Source organism: Pseudomonas trivialis (assembly GCF_036864995.1).
In the GTDB taxonomy this organism is placed as follows: Bacteria; Pseudomonadota; Gammaproteobacteria; order Pseudomonadales; family Pseudomonadaceae; genus Aquipseudomonas; species Aquipseudomonas trivialis.
In genome coordinates this window covers 5,445,989-5,469,507 of sequence record NZ_CP142151.1, presented here as the reverse complement: position 1 = coordinate 5,469,507, position 23,519 = coordinate 5,445,989, and the positions used below count along the sequence as shown (strand labels likewise).

Sequence of the window (23,519 nt, the reverse complement as noted above, 5' to 3'; positions counted from 1 at the left end):
GAGGAGCAAGAGTGATGGAAACCCGCACGCCAAACACGTTGCCGTTCCATCGCTTGGCCGTTTTTCCGGTTTTATTGGCTCAATTTGTCATCCTGCTGATCGCCGCATTGGCGCTTTGGTATGGGCATGGAGTCGTAGCCGGGTATTCAGGACTTTGCGGAGGCCTGATAGCCTTGCTGCCCAATATGTATTTTGCTCACAGGGCCTTTCGGTTTTCCGGCGCCCGAGCAGCCCAGGCTATCGTCCGGTCCTTTTATGCCGGCGAGGCGGGCAAACTGATTTTGACGGCAGTGCTGTTCGCACTGACCTTTGCAGGTGTGAAGCCATTGGCGCCGCTGGCTGTATTCGGCGTCTTCGTGTTGACCCAACTGGTCAGCTGGTTCGCTCCCCTGCTAATGAAAACAAGACTTTCGAAACCTTAGGGCGTTTGAGGCAACCATGGCAGAAACAACCGCTTCGGGCTATATCCAGCACCACTTGCAGAACCTGACCTTCGGTCAGCTTCCCAACGGCGGCTGGGGCTTCGCCCACACCGCAGCAGAAGCCAAAGAGATGGGTTTCTGGGCTTTCCACGTCGATACGCTCGGCTGGTCGGTCGCACTGGGTCTGATCTTTGTCCTGATTTTCCGCATGGCGGCAAAAAAGGCGACTTCCGGTCAGCCAGGTGCCTTGCAGAACTTCGTTGAAGTATTGGTCCAATTCGTCGATGGCAGCGTGAAAGACAGCTTCCACGGCCGTAGCCCGGTGATTGCACCGCTGGCGCTGACCATCTTCGTCTGGGTGTTCCTGATGAACGCCATCGACCTGATCCCGGTCGACTGGATTCCTCAGCTGGCCATCCTGATCACCGGTGATGCGCACATTCCATTCCGCGCCGTTTCCACCACAGACCCGAACGCTACCCTGGGCATGGCCCTGTCGGTGTTCGCGTTGATCATTTTCTACAGCATCAAGGTCAAGGGCATCGGCGGTTTCATCGGCGAACTGACCCTGCACCCGTTCGGCAGCAAGAACATCTTCGTTCAAGCCCTGCTGATCCCGGTGAACTTCCTGCTGGAATTCGTCACCCTGATCGCCAAGCCGATTTCCCTGGCGCTGCGACTGTTCGGCAACATGTATGCCGGCGAGCTGGTGTTCATTCTGATCGCTGTGATGTTCGGCAGTGGTCTGCTCTGGCTTAGCGGCCTGGGCGTTGTTCTGCAGTGGGCGTGGGCTGTGTTCCACATCCTGATCATTACCCTGCAGGCGTTTATCTTCATGATGCTGACCATCGTCTATTTGTCGATGGCGCACGAAGAGAACCATTAAGACCAGCTTCGGCCAGTCTGATGTCCTTCCCGGTTAAACGGGAAGGTGGCCCCCAGGGGCTATGAAACGATTTGTTTTACCGCTTTAAAATCTAAAAAACCTAAACCATACGACGTAAAAGTCGGGAGGAAAGATGGAAACTGTAGTTGGTCTAACCGCTATCGCTGTTGCACTGTTGATCGGCCTGGGCGCCCTGGGTACTGCCATTGGTTTCGGCCTGCTGGGCGGCAAATTCCTGGAAGGCGCAGCGCGTCAGCCAGAAATGGTTCCAATGCTGCAAGTTAAAATGTTCATCGTCGCCGGCCTGCTCGACGCCGTGACCATGATCGGCGTTGGTATCGCTCTGTTCTTCACCTTCGCGAACCCCTTCGTTGGTCAACTCGCTGGCTGATCACTCGACTTTTCGAGTGATTGGAGTGATGGACAACGAATGAGCGAGGTGTTGGCGTGAACATTAATGCAACCCTGATTGGCCAATCCGTTGCGTTCTTCATTTTTGTAGTGTTTTGCATGAAGTTCGTGTGGCCTCCGGTCATCGCGGCTTTGCACGAACGTCAGAAGAAGATCGCGGATGGTTTGGACGCTGCCAGCCGTGCAGCTCGCGACCTGGAGTTGGCCCAAGAGAAAGTGGGTCATCAACTGCGCGAAGCTAAAGCACAGGCAGCTGAAATCATTGAGCAAGCCAAGAAGCGCGGTAACCAGATCGTCGAAGAGGCTGTTGAAAAAGCCCGCGTCGAAGCTGACCGTGTGAAGGCTTCGGCTCATGCCGAGATCGAACAGGAACTGAACGGCGTCAAAGACGCGCTGCGTGCCCAACTGGGTGCTCTGGCGGTCGGCGGTGCGGAGAAGATCCTCGGTGCCACAATCGATCAAAACGCGCACGCGGAGCTGGTTAACAAACTGGCTGCTGAAATTTAAGCGAGGGCGATCATGGCAGAATTGACCACGTTGGCTCGACCTTACGCTAAGGCAGCCTTCGAGCACGCCCAGGCCCACCAGCAACTGGCCTCTTGGTCAGCCATGCTCGGCCTGGCTGCAGCAGTGTCGCAAGACGACACCATGCAGCGCGTGCTCAAGGCCCCGCGCCTGACGAGCGCAGACAAGGCCGCCACTTTTATTGAAGTGTGCGGCGACAAGTTTGATGTGAAAGTGCAGAACTTCATCAACGTCGTTGCCGAAAACGACCGTCTCCCGCTTCTGCCGGAGATCGCCGCTCTGTTCGACCTGTACAAGGCCGAACAAGAGAAATCGGTAGACGTTGAAGTCACCAGTGCTTTCGCATTGAACCAAGAACAGCAAGACAAACTCGCCAAGGTTCTCAGTGCACGACTCGACCGGGAAGTGCGCCTGCAAGTTGCGGAAGACAGGTCCCTCATTGGGGGCATTGTCATTCGCGCCGGCGACCTGGTTATCGATGGCTCGGTTCGCGGCAAACTCGCGAGCCTTGCCGAAGCATTGAAATCTTGAGTTTGAAGGGGCAGCAGAGCAATGCAGCAACTCAATCCTTCCGAAATAAGTGAAATTATCAAGGGCCGCATCGACAAGCTCGATGTGACCTCCCAAGCCCGTAACGAAGGCACTGTCGTCAGCGTATCTGACGGCATCGTGCGGATTCACGGTCTGGCCGACGTCATGTACGGCGAGATGATCGAGTTTCCGGGCGGCGTCTACGGTATGGCCCTCAACCTGGAGCAAGACTCCGTAGGTGCCGTTGTATTGGGCGCGTACACCAGTCTGGCCGAAGGCATGAGCGCCAAGTGCACAGGCCGCATCCTGGAGGTTCCGGTTGGTAAGGAACTGCTGGGCCGCGTAGTCGACGCACTGGGTAACCCTGTTGACGGCAAAGGTCCACTGGGCAACACCTTGACCGACGCGGTCGAGAAAGTTGCTCCAGGCGTGATCTGGCGTAAGTCGGTAGACCAGCCTGTACAGACTGGCTACAAGGCTGTCGATGCCATGATTCCGGTCGGCCGTGGCCAGCGTGAGCTGATCATCGGTGACCGTCAGATCGGTAAAACCGCTCTGGCGATCGACGCGATCATCAACCAGAAGAACAGCGGCATTTTCTGCGTCTACGTAGCCATTGGTCAGAAGCAATCGACCATCGCCAACGTGGTACGCAAGCTGGAAGAAAACGGCGCCCTGGCCAACACGATCATCGTGGCTGCCAGTGCTTCGGAATCTCCGGCGCTGCAATTCCTGGCACCGTACTCCGGTTGCACCATGGGTGAATTCTTCCGCGACCGCGGTGAAGACGCGCTGATCGTTTATGACGATCTGTCCAAGCAAGCAGTGGCTTACCGCCAGATTTCCCTGCTGCTGCGCCGTCCACCAGGCCGTGAAGCTTACCCAGGCGACGTGTTCTATCTCCACTCCCGTCTGCTGGAGCGCGCATCCCGCGTTTCCGAAGAGTACGTAGAGAAGTTCACCAACGGCGCAGTGACCGGCAAAACCGGTTCCCTGACCGCACTGCCGATCATCGAAACCCAGGCTGGCGACGTTTCCGCATTCGTTCCGACCAACGTGATTTCCATCACCGACGGTCAGATCTTCCTGGAATCGGCCATGTTCAACTCCGGGATCCGTCCTGCAGTGAACGCCGGTGTTTCGGTATCCCGTGTGGGTGGTGCCGCTCAGACCAAGATCATCAAGAAGCTCTCCGGTGGTATCCGTACCGCTCTGGCTCAGTACCGTGAACTGGCGGCATTCGCCCAGTTCGCATCTGACCTGGACGAAGCGACCCGTAAGCAACTTGAGCATGGTCAGCGCGTTACCGAGCTGATGAAGCAGAAGCAATACGCCCCTATGTCGATCGCTGACATGGCGTTGTCGCTGTATGCCGCTGAGCGTGGGTTCCTGACCGACGTTGAAATCGCCAAGGTCGGCAGCTTTGAACAAGCGCTGATTGCTTACTTCAACCGCGATCACGCCGAATTGATGGCGAAGATCAACGTGAAGGGTGACTTCAATGACGATATCGACGCTGGCATGAAAGCCGGTATCGAGAAGTTCAAGGCCACCCAAACCTGGTAAGCCGCAGCGGGAGCCGCAAGGCTCCCGCTTGCTAACCTGATAGGTGTTACATGGCAGGCGCAAAAGAGATTCGCAGTAAGATTGCGAGCATCAAAAGCACGCAAAAGATTACCAGCGCCATGGAAAAAGTGGCGGTGAGCAAAATGCGCAAGGCACAAATGCGCATGGCTGCCAGCCGTCCTTATGCGGAGCGTATCCGCCAGGTAATTGGGCATCTGGTCAACGCCAACCCGGAATACCGCCACCCGTTCATGATCGACCGCGCCGTAAAGCGTGTGGGTTATGTGGTAGTGAGCAGTGACCGTGGTTTGTGCGGTGGCCTGAATACCAACCTGTTCAAGGCCCTGGTCAAGGACATGGCGGTAAACCGCGAAAACGGCGTCGAGATCGATCTGTGTGTGGTGGGTAGCAAGGGTGCGGCCTTTTTCCGCAACTTCGGCGGTAACGTCGTTGCAGCTATCAGCCATCTGGGTGAAGAGCCGTCGATCAATGATTTGATCGGCAGTGTGAAGGTGATGCTCGATGCATACCTGGAAGGCCGGATTGACCGCCTCTCCGTGGTATCCAACAAGTTCATCAACACCATGACCCAGCAGCCGACCGTGGAGCAATTGATTCCACTGGTGGCGACTCCGGATCAGGAACTCAAGCACCACTGGGACTACCTCTACGAACCGGACGCCAAAGAGCTGCTTGACGGCTTGATGGTGCGCTACGTGGAGTCGCAGGTGTACCAGGCGGTGGTCGAGAACAACGCAGCTGAACAAGCGGCGCGGATGATCGCGATGAAAAACGCTACCGATAACGCCGGTGATCTGATCAGCGATTTGCAGCTGATCTACAACAAGGCGCGTCAGGCTGCGATCACCCAAGAGATCTCGGAAATCGTCGGCGGCGCTGCCGCGGTTTAACGGTTCAAATATTCAGAGGATCCAGCTATGAGTAGCGGACGTATCGTTCAAATCATCGGCGCCGTTATCGACGTGGAATTCCCACGCGACAGCGTACCGAGCATCTACAACGCGCTGAAAGTACAAGGCGCGGAAACCACCCTGGAAGTTCAGCAGCAGCTGGGCGACGGCGTGGTTCGTACCATTGCGATGGGTTCCACCGAAGGCTTGAAGCGCGGTCTGGACGTTATCGACTCTGGCGCAGCCATCTCCGTACCGGTCGGTAAAGCGACCCTGGGCCGGATCATGGACGTATTGGGGAACCCAATCGACGAAGCTGGTCCGATCGACACCGAAGAGCGCTGGGGCATTCACCGTCCAGCACCTTCGTTCGCCGAGCAAGCGGGCGGCAACGACCTGCTCGAAACCGGCATCAAGGTTATCGACCTGGTTTGCCCGTTCGCCAAGGGCGGTAAAGTCGGTCTGTTCGGTGGTGCCGGTGTAGGCAAGACCGTAAACATGATGGAACTGATCCGTAACATCGCCATCGAGCACAGCGGTTATTCCGTGTTCGCCGGTGTGGGTGAGCGTACCCGTGAGGGTAACGACTTCTACCACGAGATGAAGGACTCCAACGTTCTGGACAAAGTGGCACTGGTTTACGGTCAGATGAACGAGCCGCCGGGTAACCGTCTGCGCGTGGCCCTGACTGGCCTGACCATGGCCGAGAAGTTCCGTGACGAAGGTAACGACGTTCTGCTGTTCGTCGACAACATCTACCGTTACACCCTGGCCGGTACCGAAGTATCCGCACTGCTGGGCCGTATGCCTTCGGCAGTAGGTTACCAGCCGACCCTGGCTGAAGAGATGGGCGTTCTGCAGGAACGTATCACTTCGACCAAGGAAGGTTCGATCACCTCGATCCAGGCGGTATACGTACCTGCGGATGACTTGACCGACCCGTCGCCTGCCACCACCTTCGCCCACTTGGACGCCACTGTCGTTCTGTCCCGTGACATCGCTTCCCTGGGTATCTACCCGGCGGTCGATCCACTCGACTCGACTTCGCGCCAGCTGGATCCGAACGTGATCGGCCAGGAGCACTACGACACCGCTCGCGGCGTTCAGTACGTGCTGCAGCGTTACAAGGAACTGAAGGACATCATTGCGATCCTGGGTATGGACGAGCTGTCGGAAACCGACAAGCAGTTGGTAAACCGTGCTCGTAAGATCCAGCGTTTCTTGTCGCAGCCGTTCTTCGTGGCTGAAGTCTTCACCGGTGCCTCGGGTAAATACGTTTCCCTGAAAGACACCATTGCTGGCTTCAAAGGCATCCTCAACGGTGACTACGACCACCTGCCAGAACAAGCGTTCTACATGGTCGGCGGCATCGAAGAAGCGATCGAGAAAGCCAAGAAACTGTAATCCTGGCGCCCGGCGACGGGCGCTCATCAGGTTGAGGCAATCAGATGGCTATGACAGTCCATTGCGATATCGTCAGCGCGGAAGGGGAAATCTTCTCCGGTCTGGTAGAAATGGTGATTGCACACGGTGAACTCGGTGACCTGGGTATTGCCATGGGCCACGCGCCGTTGATCACCAGCTTGAAGCCAGGTCCGATCACGCTGACCAAGCAAGGCGGGGAACGTGAGGTGTTTTACATCTCTGGCGGTTTCCTCGAGGTTCAGCCGAACATGGTCAAAGTACTTGCCGACACTGTGCAACGTGCTGGCGACCTGGATGAAGCCTCCGCTCAGGAAGCCGTCAAGGCTGCCGAGAAGGCGCTGAACGAAAAAGGCGCAGACTTCGACTACAGCGCTGCTGCAGTCCGTCTGGCCGAAGCCGCAGCCCAGCTGCGGACGCTCCAGCAGATCCGCAGGAAGTAAGCGGCCACGCCGTAATGCTTATGCGTGATTGATTAAAAAGGGTAGCCTCGGCTACCCTTTTTCTTTTTTGCAAAACACTTCTCTGGTCTGAACCCGGACCGCCCAGGATTGGTAGCCATTCATGTCTCTTGAAATCGTCATTCTCGCCGCAGGCCAGGGCACACGCATGCGCTCGGCCCTGCCCAAGGTGCTGCATCCGGTCGCCGGCAACTCCATGCTCGGCCATGTTATCCACAGCGCCCGGCAGCTGGACCCGCAACGCATCCATGTAGTGATCGGCCACGGTGCCGATGCAGTACGCGAGCGCCTGGCGGCGGATGACCTCAATTTCGTGTTGCAAGACAAACAACTCGGCACCGGCCACGCCACTGCCCAGGCAGTGCCGTTCATCACCGCCGACACTGTGCTGATCCTCTACGGCGATGTGCCGCTGATCGAAGTCGAAACCCTGCAACGCCTGCTCAAGCATGTAGTGCCTGGACAGATGGGCCTGCTCACCGTTGAGCTGGATGACCCCACCGGCTACGGACGCATCGTGCGCAACGCCGACGGCAAGGTCGCCGCCATCGTTGAACACAAGGACGCCAGTGAAGCCCAGCGCGCCATCACCGAAGGCAACACCGGGATCATGGCCGTGCCGGCCAATCGCCTGGCGGACTGGATGAGCCGCCTGTCCAACAACAACGCCCAGGGCGAGTACTACCTCACCGACGTCATCGAGATGGCGGTGAGCGACAGCCTGGTAGTTGCCACCGAGCAGCCCCACGACCCGATGGAAGTGCAGGGCGCCAACGACCGCAAGCAATTGGCAGAGCTGGAGCGTCACTATCAGTTGCGCGAAGGCCGCCGCCTCATGGCTCAAGGCGTCACCCTGCGCGACCCGGCACGTTTCGATGTACGCGGTGAAGTCACCGTCGGCCGCGACGTGCTGATCGACGTCAACGTGATCCTCGAAGGCCGTGTGGTCATCGAAGACGACGTAGTGATTGGGCCCAATTGTGTGATCAAGGACAGCACCCTGCGCAAAGGGGTGGTGGTCAAGGCCAACAGCCATATCGACGGCGCCGTGATGGGCGAGGGCAGCGATGCCGGTCCATTCGCGCGTCTGCGGCCTGGCAGCGTGCTGGAAGCCCAGGCCCATGTGGGTAACTTCGTCGAGTTGAAAAACGCTCAGCTCGGCGAAGGGGCCAAGGTCGGTCACCTGACTTACCTGGGCGACGCCGTCATCGGCGCACGGACCAATATCGGCGCCGGCACCATCACCTGCAATTACGATGGAGCCAACAAATACCAGACGACGATTGGTGAGGACGTATTCATCGGCTCCAATAACTCGCTGGTCGCACCCGTCACCATTGACGACGGTTCCAACACGGCGGCGGGCTCAACCATCAACCAGAATGTGGACAAGTCCCAACTGGCCGTAGCCCGCGCCCGCCAACGCAACATCGATGGCTGGAAACGCCCGGTCAAACTCCCCAAGACCTGAGTTATCCACAGTGTCAGCAGCAACATAAAACCCAATGTGGGAGGGGGCTTGCTCCCGATAGCAGTCATTCAGTTACTGATGCATCGACTGAAACAGCGTTATCGGGAGCAAGCCCCCTCCCACAATTGTCTCGTCGTCGCATTCAAAAATGCACTTGACGAACTTTCACCAATAGGTTTTGATTGCCTTCGTTATCTTTCGAAACGAAACTTATCATCACCATGTCGAAACGAAATACCCCTCAACGTCGCCACAACATCCTCACCCTGCTCAATGAGCAGGGCGAAGTCAGCGTGGACGAGTTGGCCAAGCGTTTCGAAACCTCGGAAGTCACCATCCGCAAGGACTTGGCGGCCCTCGAAAGTAACGGCCTGCTGCTGCGCCGTTACGGTGGCGCAATCACCATGCCCCAGGAACTGGTGGGCGATGCCGCTCAACCCATCTCGGCCCACAAACGCGCTATCGCGCGTGCCGCCGTGATGCGTTTGCGCGAACACGCCCGCATCATCATCGACAGCGGCAGCACCACTGCCGCGATGATCCCCGAGTTGGGTCACCAGCCTGGCTTGGTGGTGATGACTAACTCCCTGCATGTCGCCCGCGCCTTGAGCGAACTGGAACACGAGCCGGTGTTGTTGATGACCGGCGGCACCTGGGATCCGCACTCGGACTCGTTCCAGGGGCAGGTCGCCGAGCAAGTGTTGCGCTCCTATGACTTCGACCAGTTGTTCATCGGTGCCGACGGCATCGATCTGGAGCGCGGTACCACCACCTTCAACGAGCTGCTGGGCCTGAGCCGGGTAATGGCCGAGGTCGCCCGGGAAGTGGTGGTAATGGTCGAGTCCGACAAGATCGGCCGCAAGATTCCCAACCTGGAACTGCCCTGGAGCAGCGTCCATACCCTGATCACCGATGATCGCCTGCCGCTTGAGGCCCGCGACCAGATACAAGCCCGCGGCATCACGCTGATATGCGCGGCAATCATCTAGGAGAAATACCATGTGTGGAATTGTAGGCGCCGTCGCCGAACGTAACGTTACCGCCATCCTCATCGAAGGCCTCAAGCGCCTCGAATACCGCGGCTATGACAGCGCCGGCGTCGCGGTCTTCACCAACGGCGGCAAGCTGGAGCGCATACGCCGCCCAGGCAAAGTCAGCGAATTGGACCAGGCCCTGGCCGGTGAGCCGCTGGTCGGCCGTCTGGGCATCGCCCACACCCGTTGGGCCACCCATGGCGCGCCGTGCGAGCGTAACGCCCACCCGCACTTCTCCGGCGACCTCGCCGTGGTGCACAACGGCATCATCGAGAACCACGAAGCACTGCGCGAACAGCTCAAGGGCCTGGGCTACGTGTTCACCTCGGACACCGACACCGAAGTCATCGCCCACCTGCTCAACCACAAGCTCAAGGACCACAGCGACCTGACCACCGCCCTCAAGGCCACGGTCAAGGAGCTGCACGGCGCCTATGGCCTGGCGGTGATCAGCGCAAAACAACCCGACCGCCTGGTCGCCGCCCGCAGCGGCAGCCCGCTGGTGATCGGCCTGGGCCTGGGCGAGAACTTCCTCGCCTCCGACCAACTGGCCCTGCGCCAGGTTACCGACCGCTTCATGTACCTGGAAGAAGGCGATATCGCCGACATCCGCCGTGAAAGCGTGGCGATCTGGGACGTGGACGGCAACTCTGTCGAGCGCGAAGCCGTGCAATACCGCGACGGCGCCGAAGCCGCCGACAAGGGCGAATTCCGCCACTTCATGCTCAAGGAAATCCACGAGCAGCCTTCCGTGGTGCAACGCACCCTCGAAGGTCGCCTCAGCCAGAACCAGGTGCTGGTCAACGCCTTCGACCCGCAAGCCGCCGAGCTGTTCGCCAAAGTGCGCAACGTGCAGATCGTCGCCTGCGGTACCAGCTACCACGCCGGCATGGTTGCGCGTTACTGGCTGGAAGAACTGGCCGGCATTCCGTGCCAGGTCGAAGTCGCCAGCGAGTTCCGCTACCGCAAGGTGGTGGTGCAGCCCGACACCCTGTTCGTGACCATCTCCCAGTCCGGCGAAACTGCCGACACTCTGGCCGCCCTGCGCAACGCCAAAGAGCTGGGCTTCCTCGCCAGCCTGGCGATCTGCAACGTCAGCATCAGCTCCCTGGTGCGTGAATCCGACCTCACCCTGCTGACCCAGGCCGGTCGCGAAATCGGCGTAGCCTCCACCAAGGCGTTCACCACCCAACTGGTCGGCCTGCTGCTGCTGACCCTGTCCCTGGGCCAGGTGCGCGGCACCCTCGCCGAAGGTGTCGAAGCCATGCTGGTGGAAGAACTGCGCCGCCTGCCGACTCGCCTGGGCGAAGCCCTCGCGATGGACAGCACCGTGGAAAAAGTCGCCGAGCTGTTTGCCGACAAAAACCACACCCTGTTCCTCGGCCGTGGCGCGCAATACCCGGTGGCAATGGAAGGCTCCCTCAAGCTCAAGGAAATCTCCTACATCCACGCCGAAGCCTACCCAGCCGGCGAGTTGAAGCACGGCCCCCTGGCCCTGGTGGATGACGACATGCCGGTGGTCACCGTCGCGCCGAACAACGAACTGCTGGAAAAGCTCAAATCCAACCTGCAGGAAGTACGTGCCCGTGGCGGCCAACTGATCGTGTTCGCCGACGAAAAAGCCGGCATGACCAATGGCGAAGGCACCCACGTCATCAACATGCCGCACATCCACGACACCCTGTCGCCGATCCTCTACACCATCCCGCTGCAGCTGCTGTCGTACTACGTGGCCGTGCTTAAAGGCACCGACGTTGACCAGCCGCGTAACTTGGCAAAGTCGGTGACGGTGGAGTAATAAGCCGCGTGCCTGGAGGCCTTGGACCTGTGCGTCTTCGAAGCTGATGTCTGGATTCGGGATAGAAAAGGGATGAGGTAGGCCTTGACGCAGGTTTCACACGTTGCTTAAAACCTGAAAACACCACACCCCCAATGTGGGAGCGAGCAAGCCCGCTCCCACATTTTTGATCTTCGTTTGAGTTGGAGGCGGTGAGGTCAGGTCCACCAGTACCGCACCAAATGAAAGAAAATCGGCGCGGCAAAGCACACCGAGTCCAACCGATCCAGCATCCCGCCGTGGCCTTCGATCATGTGCCCCCAATCCTTTACACCCCGGTCGCGCTTGATCGCCGACATCACTATCCCGCCAGCGAAGCCCAGCAGGTTGATCAGCAGCGCAATCAGGAACGACTGCCACGGGTTGAACGGCGTGGTCCACCACAGTGCTGCGCCGATCAGCGAGGACAGCAGGATCCCGCCAACAAAGCCTTCCACGGTTTTCGAGGGTGAGAGGTTCGGCGCGATCTTGTGTTTGCCGAACAATTTCCCACAGACGTACTGGAGCACATCCGACAGTTGCACCACGATCACCAGGTAGGCGATCAACAGCAGGTTGCGGCCTTCGTAGCCGGGAATATCCAGCGTGAGCAGGGCGGGCACGAAGGATACGCAGAACACCGCGATCATCAGTCCCCATTGCACCTTGGATGCCCGCTCCAGAAAGTGGGTGCTGTCGCCGCCCAGGGAGGCGAGGATCGGCAGCAGCAGGAACACGTAGACCGGGATGAAGATCGAGAACAGCCCGTACCAGTCGGCATAGATCAGTACGTATTGCAGCGGCAGTGCAAGGTAGAACGCGGCCACCAGTGCCGGGTAGTCGCTGCGCCGGGTTGGGGTGAGGGTGAGAAATTCGCGCAGGGCGTAGAACGACACCGCGTAGAACAGCAGGATCACGGCGGCGGTGCCTAGCCAGAAGGCGATGCCGATTACCACCACCATTACCCACCACGCGTTGATGCGCGCGTTGAGGTTTTCCACCACCGCATTCGGGGTACCACGGGTACGTAGCTTGAGGATCAGGCCGATCAGCGAGGTCAGCACCAGGATCGCGCCGATCCCGCCGAACAGCATCAGGGTTTGGCTATCCATCTCAGACATGCTCCGGTGCAAGGGCCAGCAGGGCTTCGCGGGTGCGCGCAAGAAACAGCGCCTTGTCTTCGCCGTCTTCCAATTGCAGCGGGGCGCCGAAGCTGGTGGTGCACAGCAGGGGCAGCGGCAGGACGCGGCCTTTGGGCATGACCCGGTTGAGGTTGGCGATCCACACCGGAATCAACTCGGCCTGTGGGTAACTTTTTGCCAGGTGATACAGGCCGCTCTTGAAGGGCAGCAGGCCATCCTCGAGATTGCGCGTACCTTCCGGGAAGATGATCAGCGAGTCGCCGCCCTGCAGCGCGGCGAGCATGGGCGCCAGGGGATTATCCACAGGGTCCTTGCGCTCGCGGTCGATCAGCACACCGTTGAACACGCGGTTGATGATGTAGCGGCGCAGTGCACTTTTGTTCCAGTAGTCGCTGCCGGCCACCGGGCGCGTGAATTTGCGCAGGTTTTGCGGCAACGAGGCCCACAGCAGCACAAAGTCGCCGTGGCTGCTGTGGTTGGCGAAGTAGATGCGCTGCACCGGCACGGGCGCGCAACCGAGCCACAGGCTGCGGGCGCCGGTGACGGTGCGGGCCATCGACGTAATCAGCGTGGCGACCACAGGTTCGAACATGGGAATTCCTTATCCGGCGAAAGGCAGCCATGGGCTGGCGAGGATGACGCCCAGGGTCAGCAGCGCTTGCGCGCCCAGCAGCCAGGCTTGTTTGCGCAGCAATTTGAGCGCGCCCCGGCGACGTTCGATCCAGGACCGTCCGGCACGCTTGGCCGATTGCAGGCCAAGGGCTTGCAGGGCCTGGTCGAGGTCGGCGGTGCGTCCGATATCCCGAGCCAGTAGGGTGAACAGGTCGGCGTCGAAGGCCACGCGCAGTGCCCAATATTTTTGCAGCAGCCCGAAGATAACCATCCACAGGCTGAGCAGCAGGCAGATCGGCGAAATGCTCGCCATCAACACCTGTGCCAGACCGAACAGAACGCCCAGGAGCGTCAGGCCTGTGGATAACTGATCCAGTGAGCGACCACGTCGCAGCAGACTGGCGACGACCTGGAGTTCCATATCAGCGGGCATGGGGCAAACCCTCCAAAGCTTCTCGGTGAGCGGGGTGCAGGACCACTTCGGCCCGTGCTGTACGAATGATAGCCAGCGCCTGATCCACCGTGGTTGCGCGCCCGCTGTGCAGCAGCCAGGCGGCGACGGCGGTGGCGCTGCGCGAATAGCCCAGCGCGCAACACACCAGCAAGGGTCCACTGACGCGCAGGCGCTCGATGGCCTCGGCGGCGTTTCGGCATTCGGCGGGCGTGGGGGCGATCAGGTCCAGCACGGGGATGCACTGGTAGGCTCGACCCTGTGGATTAATCGGCAATTCTGCACACAGATCGACCACTGCACTGAACGAGCCTTGCTCAGCGGCCGTGGGAATTCGGCCCAGCCAGACGTTATCCACAATCAGATCGGCCTGTGGATGCCTGCGCGTCCACAGCCGTGAGTTGATCCAGGCACCGGCCAGATACGGCGCGTACAGCCAGCGTGCGGCGGGTGTTAACCGGCCATCCGCGCGTTTCTGAAAACCCTCTGCGCCAAGCACGCAGTAATTCAACGTGACCAACGCCAGCGACACCGCGGGCCACGCCAGCCACAGCCACCAACCGCCCAACAGCAGCGCCAGGCTGAACAGCACCAGCGAACCCAAGGCATACCGCATGCCTAGCCGCCAACGCTTGGGATCGCGCGCCATTCGACTATTCAACAGGGGACTCGGGTGCTCTACAGGCCATAGCCACACACACAGCCATCCCGCGAGGGCACCTGTGGGTAAGTCAATAAAGTGATGTTGATAAGTGGTCAGCACCGAAATACCGATCAATGCGAACCAGCCATGCACCAGCCAACGCCACATGCCCTGGGTGTGCCGCTGGAACATGAGCCACAGAATCACCAGTAACGCGATGTGCAGCGACGGCGCCTGGTTGAACGGTTTGTCGAACCCCGCCAGCACCGCGAACAGCCAGCCGAACACGCCGTCCAGCGCGGGCCGCTCGAAGGTAAACCGCAGCGGCCAGATCAGAAAGCAGCTCACGGCGATCACCTGCGCAGTCAGCAGGCGCAGCGCGTGCTGCTTGAGTTCATGGCGAGTATTGGGCAGCAGCAGCGAGAACCCGTAAAGCAGGTCGATGGACCAGTAGGGCACGATGGTCCAGGCCCAGAACGGCATATGGGTTTCCCAGCCGAACACCAGCGTGCCCACGTCGCTGCGCTGAGCCGTGACCCAGGTGGCGAAGCCGTAGGTGCTGAAGAACAGCGGTGCCAACAGCAGCAGCCATAACAGCGCAGGCCTGAATAAACCGGGTTCGCGCATGTTCAGAGCTTCTGCGCCAGGGACACGGTGAAAATGCCCCACTCATCCACGCGTTGGGTGATCTTGCGAAAGCCTGCCGCTGCCACCAGTTGATCCATTTCCGCCTGGCTGCGACGGCGCATCACCCAGGCCTGGCCCTGGCGATGGCTGGTGAGCGCGCGGGCGATCAGTTCCAACTGCGGGTGCCACGGCTGGCCGGTGTACACCAGGTAACCACCGGGCTCCACCGCCTCGGCCAGGCCGGCCAGCGACCCACCGACCATGCCGTTATCGGCGAACAATTCATACAGCCCGGACACCACCGCCAGGGTCGGCCTGGGCGCAAGCGCTGCCAGGTCCGTCCGGTCAAACGCGTCGCCTTTGACGAACTGCGCGATATCCCCCAGGCCTTTCTCGCGAATCAGCGCGCCACCGTCGCGCACGTTGATGTCGCTGTAGTCACGCAGCAGGATCGATTCCGGCAGCGGTGACACGCCCTGCAGGGCTTCGAGAATGTAACGGCCATGGCCGGCGGCGATGTCGACGATGCGCACTTCGCGCTGTTCATCGCGCAATCTGGCCATGGCCAGACGCAACAATTCCTCGACGTTCACTTTGCGCTGGCGAATGCCACGCCAGCCGATGGAGTTGAGGTAGTTGGTGTCGATCATCCGTCCCAAACCGCCCTTGCCGGTGGGCGTGTTGCGGTAGACGTAGTCCAGGGTGCTGCCGGAGTCGAAACCGGTGTCGAAACCCAGCTTCACGCCGGCCGACAGGCGTTGGCCCAGGCCCATGCTAGCGCGGGTCATGCGCCAGTAGAGGTCGCGCAGGGAATTGCGCGGCAGCGGCGCGGCCAGAGATTCGGATTCGGCGCAGGTGGCTCCCAGCCTGTCGGCGTCCAGCAGCGAGGCGCGGTCCAACGGATGGCTGAAGTTCTGCAGGATAAAACGCCTGGCGCTGTTCAGCGCCACCGCGCGATCACGTTCGCCGAGCGTGTCGTGAAAGAAACCGGGGAGAATATGCAGCTCTTTTTTCAGGCTGCCCAGGCGGTCGAAGAACTGCTGCTGAGGCTTGCGGTGCACCACGAAGTCGGAACCGGACACCAGCAGTTGGGTCGGCACCTGGATCGCCTGGGCATCGGCGACAACGCGGTCGGCCGCTTCATATAGACCCAGCAGCACATTCACCGAAATGGCCTTGGTGATCAGCGGGTCGCTGTCGTAGGACGCCACCCGCTCGGGGTCATGGCTGAGGAACCTGGCCTTGACGTAACTGTTGACGAAAAAGTTGCCGCGAAACCGGCGCATCAAGGCCAGGCCCGGGCGGGCGAAGGGCACGTACAGCTTGACCTTGAACGCCGGGGAGGCCAGCACCAGGGCGCGGATGTTGGGGGCATAGTCGTGCACCCAGGTGGCCGCAATCACCGCGCCGACGCTTTGGGCGATCACCGCAAGGTTTTGCGCCTCGATGCCAAACGTGGCTTCGATATGTTCGCAGAAGGTCTGCACGTCGCGGGCGCTGGTGGCGAAGCTCGGGCTGTCACCGCGCGCGCCGGGTGATTGACCGTGGCCACGGGCGTCCCAGGCGAAGAAGTCGAAACCGGGCAGGTCCAGCTCATCCACCAGATGGGCGATACGCCCGGAATGCTCATGGCCGCGATGAAACAGCAGGATCGCCTTGCGCGGTTCGCCATCCGTCGCAGCGGTGGCCGGCCAGTGCCGATAGAAAAGCTCGACGCCATCATGGGTACTGAATGTCTGTGCCTGCTGTTCGCGCATCGCAAAAATCCTTATGCAATCGGTGAAGTGGCGGAGTGTTCCTTGAGGCCCTGGCGCACCCGATTGACCAGGGTATAGGCGAGCAGGGCGGCGACCAGCCACATCACCGCGCTCACCCAGGCAGCGCCCAGCCAGCCCAGCGCCACACCGGTTGCCAGCACACCGAGGACAAAGGCGCGGTCGCTCTTGCCCATCGGCCCGTCATAGCGCCGCGAGGCGCCGACCATCGGCCCCAGCACTCCCGCGTACTCGCTGAACACCGCGAGCAGCGTCGCCAGCAGCACTGGCGCCAGGCTCACCTCGGGGATCAGTGCAAACGGCAGGATTAGCGCGCTGTCGGCGATCACATCGCACAGTTCATTGAGATAGGCGCCCAGGCGCGATTGCTGGCCGAATTCGCGGGCGAGCATGCCGTCGATGGCGTTAAGGGCCATGCGCACGATCATCCACAACGGGATCAGCGCAAACAGCCACAGGTGCTGGGCGAACCCGCCAATCAGCAGGCCTACCAACAGGGAAATCACCCCGGCCAGCACGGTGATCTGGTTGGCGGTGGTGCCATTGTCGTAGAGGCGCTGCACCAGCGGGCGCAGCAGGCTCTGAAAGCGTGGCTTGAGCTGATAGATCGAAATCATGGGAGATGACGCTTCCTTGTCCGTGGAACCCGTGAAAAGCTGTGCTGGAGTGTGCCGATTATTTGTAGCCCCTACCAGTGATGTCTCCTGTTTATAGGGGTTTAGTGCAATCGTGAGTGCGATAACGCTCAACGGTGGGAGGGGGCTTGCTCCCGATAGCGGTGGGTCAGTGAGTAAATGTACCGACTAACCCACCGCTATCAGGAGCAAGCCCCCTCCCACATTGATTTTTCGGTGTTAAACAAACAAATATTTCACGCCCCGTGTTATATCGTAACGAACTGTGTGTTATCGGGCGTTGAGTGGATGCAAGTGGATCTGGAAGCTGACGGCGCGCGGGCTGAAAGCCTGCCGCGTTTTCAGCAAGGGCTGTTCCATGCCCGTCGATTGAGGCAAGCCGGTATCAGCCTCACCGCCCTGGGTGTCAGTGGTTGGGTGTTGGCGTTGTTTGTCGCGCTGTTTGCGCCACTGTCGATCTGGCCGGTGGTGTTGATCAATTGCGCCTCGGCCTTGCTGCTGCTGGTGGCCGGCTTGCAGTCGGCGTGGTGGGTGGCCGACTGGCGCGCCCAGGCACTCGAAGCACCGCCGGTTGACGTGCCGGCTGAAGAACCGGGCCGCTACGCGCGCCTGATGGAGCGCTTTATCGCGCAGATCGGCACACCGGTCTTATGGTTGTGCGGTTGGGCGTTGCTGGCGCTGATCAGCATCATCGAATTCTGGAACCTGGCCCTGCCTGCGGCCGCTATTGGCCAGTCCGCCAGCATCGGTGCTGCGCTGGGGTTGGCCCTGGCGTTTGGCTTGCTGGTGTTCGAACGTCGTCTGGCCCAGGAAAGCGAAACGCAATGGCCTGAAGCTTCATCCCTGGCCCAGTTGTGCCGCGTGGCCATCGGTTGTTTGCTGGTGAGCTCGATCTGCCTGCTGTTTGCGAACGCCGAATCGGTGTGGCCGGTGCGCCTGGCCGTGCTGATGGGCGTATTGCCCGCGCTGGTGGCACTGGAGTTTTTGATCAGGGCCGTGCTGTCACTGTTCAGCCCGCGCCAGCCGCGCCTCGAACCACGCCTGATGGCGCAGAGTTTCATCGCTGACCTGCTGCGCTGGCCGCCCCAACCCTTGCTCGCCTTGCAGCACGAACTGCACAACCGCTACGGCATCGACCTGCGTCAGATCTGGGCGTTCACCTACATGCGCCGGGCGTTTCTGCCGGTGCTGTTGGTGATGTTGGCCGTAGGCTGGGCGCTGACCGGCGTGCATGAAGTGCCCCTGCAAGGTCGTGGAATCTACGAGCGCTTCGGCAAGCCGGCGCAGGTGTTCGGGCCAGGTCTGCATATCGGGCTGCCATGGCCGTTGGGCCGTGTCATCAACGTGGAAAACGGCGTGGTGCACGAGCTGGCCACCAGCGTCAGCCAAGCCGGCCCACCCGAACCGGCGCCGGCTGAAGGCCCACCGCCAGCCATCGCCAACCGCCTGTGGGACGCCAGTCATGTGAATGACAAATCCCAGGTCATTGCCAGCAGCAGCGGCGACAAGCAAGGCTTCCAGATCGTCAATATGGATGTGCGTTTCGTCTATCGCATCGGCCTCGGCGATCAGGCTGCACTGGCCGCCACGTACAACAGCGCCGACGTACCGACGCTGATTCGCAGCACCGCCAGCCGCATCCTGGTGCACGACTTCGCCTCGCGCACCCTTGACGAACTGCTCGGCGAACAACGCACGCGCCTGGCCGACGAGATCGGCCGCAGCGTGCAGGCCGACCTGCAAAAACTCGACAGCGGCGTGGAAATTCTTGCCACGGTGGTGGAAGCCATCCACCCGCCGGCCGGTGCGGCCAACGCCTATCACGGCGTGCAGGCCGCGCAGATTGGCGCCCAGGCCCTGATCGCCCGCGAGCGCGGCGCCGCCAGCGAGCAAACCAACCAGGCCTTGTTGCAAGCCAGCACCGCCCATGACCAGGCCGTGGCCAGCGCCCGCGAAGTGAATGCCGGCGCCCAGGCCGCAAACCTGCGCTTTGACGCCGAACAAAAAGCCTACGCCAGCGCTGGCCGGGCCTTCCTGCTGGAACAGTACCTCGGCCAACTCAGCCAGGGCCTGGCCCACGCCAACCTGCTGATTCTGGATCACCGCCTGGGTGCCGACGGCGCTCCGACGATCGATCTGCGTTCTTTTACCTTGCCGGCCGATCCAGTGGCGCCGCGTAAAGCCGTTCAATAAGGAGTCTGTCTGTTGGGCGCTCATTCTCACGATCATCATCACGGCCATCACCACCACCATCATCACGGCGATGAGCAGGCGGCGGGCCCGTTTCCGTGGCGGCGCATGGCCTGGGCCGCGCTGCTGGTGCTGTTTGCCGTGGCGGCGGCGAGCCTGGTGCAGGTGCGCTCCGGCGAGGCCACGGTGATCACCCGCTTCGGCAATCCGTCGCGGGTGCTGTTGGCGCCGGGCCTGGGCTGGCGCTGGTCGGCGCCGTTCGAGGCGGCGATTCCGGTGGACCTGCGCTTGCGCACTACCTCCAGCGGTCTGCAGGACGTGGGCACCCGCGATGGCCTGCGCATTATCGTGCAGGCCTACGTGGCCTGGCAGGTACAGGGCGATGCCGACAACGTGCAGCGCTTCATGCGCGCGGTGCAGAACCAGCCCGATGAAGCGGCGCGGCAGATTCGCACCTTTGTCGGCTCGGCGCTGGAAACCACGGCCGCCAGTTTTGACCTGTCCAGCCTGATCAACACTGACGCCGGCCAGGTGCGCATCGCCGAATTCGAGGCGCAGTTGCGCCAGCAGATCGATCAACAATTGCTCACCACCTATGGCGTGCGCGTGGCGCAGGTCGGCATCGAACGGCTGACGTTGCCCTCGGTGACCCTCACCGCCACCGTCGACCGCATGCGCGCCGAACGCGAAACCATCGCCACCGAGCGTACCGCCGTGGGCAAGCGCGAGGCCGCGCAGATTCGCTCGGCGGCCGAGCGCGACGCCCGCATCATGCAGGCCGATGCCACGGTGAAAGCCGCTGACATCGAAGCGCAATCGCGGGTCGAAGCCGCGCAGATCTACGGCCGCGCCTATGCCGGCAATCCCCAGCTGTACAACCTGCTGCGCTCGCTGGATACCTTGGGCACGGTGGTGACGCCGGGCACCAAAATCATCCTGCGCACCGACGCTGCACCCTTTCGTGCGCTGGTCGATGGGCCCGGGGACATCCAGCCATGAGCGAGCGTGACGGCCCGGACGGCCCGTGGGTCCAGGCCGGGCGCCTGACCTTTTTTGCGCTGTACGCGGTGACGGTGTTGGCGGCATTGGCCTGGGCATTTTCCAATGTGCGCCAGATCGACCCGCAGAACCGCGCCGTGGTGCTGCACTTCGGCGCCCTGGACCGCATTCAGAACGCCGGCCTGCTGTTGGCGTGGCCGCAGCCCTTCGAGCAGGTGGTGCTGCTGCCGGCGGCCGACCGTGTGATTGAGCGCCGGGTGGATAACCTGCTGCGTTCGGATGCGGCGCTGCAGGCCGACCGTGTGGCCAGTTTTGCCACGCCCTTGAGCGACGCCCTGGCCGGTTCCGGCTATCTGTTGACCGGCGATGCCGGCGTGGTGCAGCTGGATTTGCGGGTGTTCTACAAGGTCAGCGAACCCTATGCGTTCGTGTTGCAGGGCGATCATGTGCTGCCCGCGCTGGATCGGCTGGTGACGCGCAGCGCGGTGGCCCTGACCGCCGCGCGCGACCTGGACACCATTCTGGTGGCGCGCCCGGAACTGATCGGCAGCGATAACGGCGCCGCTGTACGCCGCGAGCGGCTGCGCGGCGACCTGGTGCAAGGCATCAACAAGCGCCTGGCCGAGTTGGCCGCCAGTGGCCTGGGCCTGGGCATCGAAGTCACTCGCGTCGACGTGCAGTCCAGCCTGCCGGGCCCGGCGGTAAACGCTTTCAACGCGGTACTCACCGCCAGCCAGCAAGCCGACAAGGCCGTGGCCAATGCGCGCACCGAAGCGGAAAAACTTGCCCAGGCCGCCAACCAGCAGGCCGACCGCGTGGTGCAGGTCGCCCATGCCCAGGCCAGCGAACGTCTGGCCAGCGCCCAGGCGCAAACCGCCACCGTCGCCAGCCTTGCCCAGGTCAAAGACCCTGGGCTGATGCTGCGCCTGTACCGCGAACGCTTGCCGAAGATCCTCGGCCAGGCCGGTTCCGTGACCACGGTCGATCCCAGGGACGACTCCCGCTTGATCATTCAGGGCGCCGAGAAATGAGCGATTCCATGCTGACGTCCGCCGAGCAGCGCAGCGCTGCACGGCAATTGACTCTGGCGATGCTGGCTTTGGGCTTGCTGGTATTGGGTCTGGTCTGGCGCTGGCTGGCCCCCGACCAGAGCGGTGTCAGCCAATTGCTACTGGGCGTGGCCTCGCTGCTGGTGGCTGTGCCGGTGATGCGTTCGGCCTGGTACAGCCTGCGCTTTCCCAGCCTGCACGGCATCACTGACCAATTGATCGCCCTGGCCATGCTCGGCGCCTGGGCCACGGGCGATCTGCTGACCGCCGCGCTGCTGCCGATCATCATGATTTTCGGGCATGTGCTGGAAGAGCGCAGCGTCATCGGCTCCCAGGAGGCGATTCATGCCCTGGGCAAGCTCACCCGCAGCCAGGCGCGCCGGGTGCAGGCCGATGGCAGCATCGTGGAAGTGGATAACGGCACGCTCAATACCGGCGATATCGTTGAAGTGCGCGCCGGCGACCGCGTGCCCGCCGATGGCGTGGTGCTGTCGGGCCAGGCGAGCCTCGACACGGCGCCGATCACCGGCGAGTCGGTGCCCCTGGAGGCTTCGGCCGGGGTGCAGGTGTTCGGCGGCGCGATCAACCTCGACGGCCTGCTGCGCCTGGAGGTAACGCGCACCGGCGATGAGTCGACGCTGGGCAAAGTCATCGCCCTGATGCAGAACGCCGAGCGCGCCAAGCCGCCGATCACTCGGTTGCTGGAGCGTTACGCCGGCAGCTATATGGTGCTGGTGCTGTTGCTGGCGGCCGTGACCTGGTTTGTGACCAACGACGCCCAGGCGATGCTCGCGGTGCTGGTGGCGGCGTGCCCCTGCGCCCTGGTGCTGTCGGCGCCGGCCACGGCGATTGCCGGCATTGCGGTGGCGGCGCGCCATGGCATTCTGATTCGCAGCTCGGCGTTTCTGGAGGAATTGGCCGATCTCACCTCATTGGTGGTCGACAAGACCGGCACGCTGACCTTTGGCACCCTGCGGTTGCAGTCCATCGAGGGCGCATCTACGGACCGCGCGGCGGTGCTCAACCTGGCGGCCAGCCTCGGCTCGGCCAGCAGTCATCCGGTCAGCCGTGCGCTGGCGGGGTTGGGTACGCAGTTGCCGGCGCTGACCGATATTCGCGAGCGTCAGGGCCTCGGTGTGGTTGCACAGACCGGGGAGGGCGAAGCCGCGCTGGGGCGGCCGGAATTGTTCGAGCAGTTGGGCATCATGACCACGGCGGTTCCCCGTCACGACGGCCCGATTGCCGGGCTGGCGCTGAACGGGCGGTTCCTGGCCTGGCTGCTGCTGGCCGACAGCGTCAAGCCGGAAGCGCGCCAGGCCCTGCAGGAACTGCGCGAGCTGGGCCTGGGCCGTCAATTGCTGCTCACCGGCGATCGCCAGAGCGTGGCCGACAGCCTGGCGGCGCAGGTGGGCATCAGCGACGTTCAAGCCCAGGCCCTGCCGGAAGACAAGCTCAACCGTGTGCTGGGCGAAATCGGCAGCGGCTTTCGGCCGATGGTGGTGGGCGACGGCATCAACGACTCGCTGGCGCTCAAGGCGGGTGTGGTCGGCGTGGCGATGGGCGCGGGAGGCGCGGATATCGCCCTGGCCTCGGCGGACGTGGTGCTGATCGGCAGCGACCTGCGTCGCCTCGGCACCTGCGTGCGGCTGAGTCGCCAATGCCGGCGCACCTTGCAGGTCAACGTGATCATCGGTCTGGGTTGGACCCTCGCCATTGTGGTGTTCGCTGCGTTTGGCTGGCTGGGCGCGGCCGGAGCCATGATCGCGGCGGTGCTGCATAACCTCAGCACCTTGCTGGTGCTGGGCAACGCGGGGCGTTTGCTGCGTTTTCAGGAGCCACTGTTGAAGCTCGAAGAGGATGCCGGTAGTCCGCTGGCAGATAGATAGCCTCCTACTTTGTCTGCGGATGGTCTACCCTCAATTCGGACTTCTGAACAAGGG

Annotated in this window: 22 protein-coding genes; 16 read left to right on the top strand and 6 right to left on the bottom strand. The window is 61.7% G+C overall.

From position 1 onward, the window contains the following. Positions 1–14 precede the first annotated feature (14 nt). The 12 genes from VRB54_RS24370 to glmS all read left to right on the top strand — a co-directional run bounded on the left by VRB54_RS24370 (position 15) and on the right by glmS (position 11,438). Complete coding sequence (locus VRB54_RS24370) at positions 15–422, top strand: F0F1 ATP synthase subunit I (protein WP_003177069.1); 408 nt, start codon at positions 15–17, stop codon at positions 420–422. Positions 423–438: 16 nt separating this feature from the next. Further along, entirely contained in the window at positions 439–1,308 is an 870-nt protein-coding gene (atpB, locus tag VRB54_RS24365) for a F0F1 ATP synthase subunit A (RefSeq protein ID WP_057006244.1), read from the top strand. A gap of 133 nt (positions 1,309–1,441) precedes the next feature. Then, positions 1,442–1,699: a F0F1 ATP synthase subunit C gene (gene atpE / locus VRB54_RS24360; RefSeq protein WP_002555987.1), complete on the top strand. Its 258-nt coding sequence runs from the start codon at positions 1,442–1,444 to the stop codon at positions 1,697–1,699. Positions 1,700–1,755: 56 nt separating this feature from the next. Continuing rightward, on the top strand, positions 1,756–2,226 hold the full coding sequence (locus VRB54_RS24355; RefSeq protein WP_003177066.1) for a F0F1 ATP synthase subunit B: 471 nt from the start codon (positions 1,756–1,758) through the stop codon (positions 2,224–2,226). 12 nt (positions 2,227–2,238) lie between these two features. Continuing rightward, positions 2,239–2,775: a F0F1 ATP synthase subunit delta gene (locus tag VRB54_RS24350; protein ID WP_003233569.1), complete on the top strand. Its 537-nt coding sequence runs from the start codon at positions 2,239–2,241 to the stop codon at positions 2,773–2,775. Between the two features lie 21 nt (positions 2,776–2,796). Continuing rightward, positions 2,797–4,341, top strand: a complete 1,545-nt coding sequence (gene atpA, locus VRB54_RS24345; RefSeq protein ID WP_003233567.1) for a F0F1 ATP synthase subunit alpha — start codon at positions 2,797–2,799, stop codon at positions 4,339–4,341. A gap of 50 nt (positions 4,342–4,391) precedes the next feature. Further along, positions 4,392–5,252: a F0F1 ATP synthase subunit gamma gene (atpG, locus tag VRB54_RS24340; RefSeq protein ID WP_338479048.1), complete on the top strand. Its 861-nt coding sequence runs from the start codon at positions 4,392–4,394 to the stop codon at positions 5,250–5,252. Positions 5,253–5,279: 27 nt separating this feature from the next. Continuing rightward, positions 5,280–6,656: a F0F1 ATP synthase subunit beta gene (atpD, locus tag VRB54_RS24335; protein ID WP_003233564.1), complete on the top strand. Its 1,377-nt coding sequence runs from the start codon at positions 5,280–5,282 to the stop codon at positions 6,654–6,656. A gap of 44 nt (positions 6,657–6,700) precedes the next feature. Further along, on the top strand, positions 6,701–7,117 hold the full coding sequence (locus VRB54_RS24330) for a F0F1 ATP synthase subunit epsilon (protein WP_003233562.1): 417 nt from the start codon (positions 6,701–6,703) through the stop codon (positions 7,115–7,117). Between the two features lie 121 nt (positions 7,118–7,238). Beyond that, positions 7,239–8,606 (top strand): bifunctional UDP-N-acetylglucosamine diphosphorylase/glucosamine-1-phosphate N-acetyltransferase GlmU, encoded by a 1,368-nt coding sequence (gene glmU / locus VRB54_RS24325; protein WP_338479047.1) that lies wholly within the window; start codon positions 7,239–7,241, stop codon positions 8,604–8,606. 221 nt (positions 8,607–8,827) lie between these two features. Then, positions 8,828–9,595, top strand: coding sequence for a DeoR/GlpR family DNA-binding transcription regulator (locus VRB54_RS24320; protein WP_338479046.1), 768 nt, complete (start codon positions 8,828–8,830; stop codon positions 9,593–9,595). A gap of 10 nt (positions 9,596–9,605) precedes the next feature. After that, a complete protein-coding gene (gene glmS / locus VRB54_RS24315) occupies positions 9,606–11,438 on the top strand; it encodes a glutamine--fructose-6-phosphate transaminase (isomerizing) (RefSeq protein ID WP_338479045.1) in 1,833 nt (610 codons plus the stop codon). Between the two features lie 197 nt (positions 11,439–11,635). Here the strand turns inward: glmS and VRB54_RS24310 are convergent, their stop codons facing one another. Genes VRB54_RS24310 through VRB54_RS24285 form a run of 6 tightly spaced genes read right to left on the bottom strand, consistent with a single transcriptional unit; the run spans position 11,636 to position 17,323 of the window. Next, positions 11,636–12,568 carry a phosphatidate cytidylyltransferase gene (locus VRB54_RS24310; RefSeq protein WP_338479044.1) on the bottom strand — a complete coding sequence of 311 codons (933 nt, stop codon included), beginning with the start codon at positions 12,566–12,568 and terminating at the stop codon, positions 11,636–11,638. A gap of 1 nt (position 12,569) precedes the next feature. Further along, positions 12,570–13,190: a lysophospholipid acyltransferase family protein gene (locus tag VRB54_RS24305; RefSeq protein ID WP_338479043.1), complete on the bottom strand. Its 621-nt coding sequence runs from the start codon at positions 13,188–13,190 to the stop codon at positions 12,570–12,572. A gap of 9 nt (positions 13,191–13,199) precedes the next feature. Beyond that, on the bottom strand, positions 13,200–13,643 hold the full coding sequence (locus VRB54_RS24300) for a hypothetical protein (protein WP_338479042.1): 444 nt from the start codon (positions 13,641–13,643) through the stop codon (positions 13,200–13,202). Continuing rightward, entirely contained in the window at positions 13,633–14,931 is a 1,299-nt protein-coding gene (locus VRB54_RS24295) for a phosphatase PAP2/dual specificity phosphatase family protein (RefSeq protein WP_338479041.1), read from the bottom strand. The genes VRB54_RS24300 and VRB54_RS24295 overlap by 11 nt, the downstream gene beginning before the upstream one ends. A gap of 2 nt (positions 14,932–14,933) precedes the next feature. Beyond that, the gene (locus VRB54_RS24290) at positions 14,934–16,688 is read right to left on the bottom strand and encodes a bifunctional alpha/beta hydrolase/class I SAM-dependent methyltransferase (RefSeq protein WP_338479040.1); all 1,755 of its coding nucleotides are present in this window, start codon (positions 16,686–16,688) and stop codon (positions 14,934–14,936) included. An 11-nt stretch (positions 16,689–16,699) separates the two neighbouring features. Then, positions 16,700–17,323 (bottom strand): CDP-alcohol phosphatidyltransferase family protein, encoded by a 624-nt coding sequence (locus VRB54_RS24285; protein WP_338479039.1) that lies wholly within the window; start codon positions 17,321–17,323, stop codon positions 16,700–16,702. A gap of 306 nt (positions 17,324–17,629) precedes the next feature. Between VRB54_RS24285 and VRB54_RS24280 the strand changes: the two genes are divergently transcribed. The 4 genes from VRB54_RS24280 to VRB54_RS24265 are packed head-to-tail and all read left to right on the top strand — an operon-like array spanning position 17,630 to position 23,465. Continuing rightward, complete coding sequence (locus tag VRB54_RS24280; protein ID WP_338479038.1) at positions 17,630–19,534, top strand: protease modulator HflK; 1,905 nt, start codon at positions 17,630–17,632, stop codon at positions 19,532–19,534. Positions 19,535–19,546: 12 nt separating this feature from the next. Then, entirely contained in the window at positions 19,547–20,530 is a 984-nt protein-coding gene (locus VRB54_RS24275; RefSeq protein ID WP_338479037.1) for a protease modulator HflC, read from the top strand. Beyond that, complete coding sequence (locus VRB54_RS24270; RefSeq protein WP_338479036.1) at positions 20,527–21,561, top strand: protease modulator HflK; 1,035 nt, start codon at positions 20,527–20,529, stop codon at positions 21,559–21,561. Before VRB54_RS24275 ends, VRB54_RS24270 begins: the two co-directional genes overlap by 4 nt. Then, a complete protein-coding gene (locus tag VRB54_RS24265) occupies positions 21,558–23,465 on the top strand; it encodes a cation-translocating P-type ATPase (RefSeq protein WP_338479035.1) in 1,908 nt (635 codons plus the stop codon). Before VRB54_RS24270 ends, VRB54_RS24265 begins: the two co-directional genes overlap by 4 nt. Positions 23,466–23,519 lie beyond the last annotated feature (54 nt).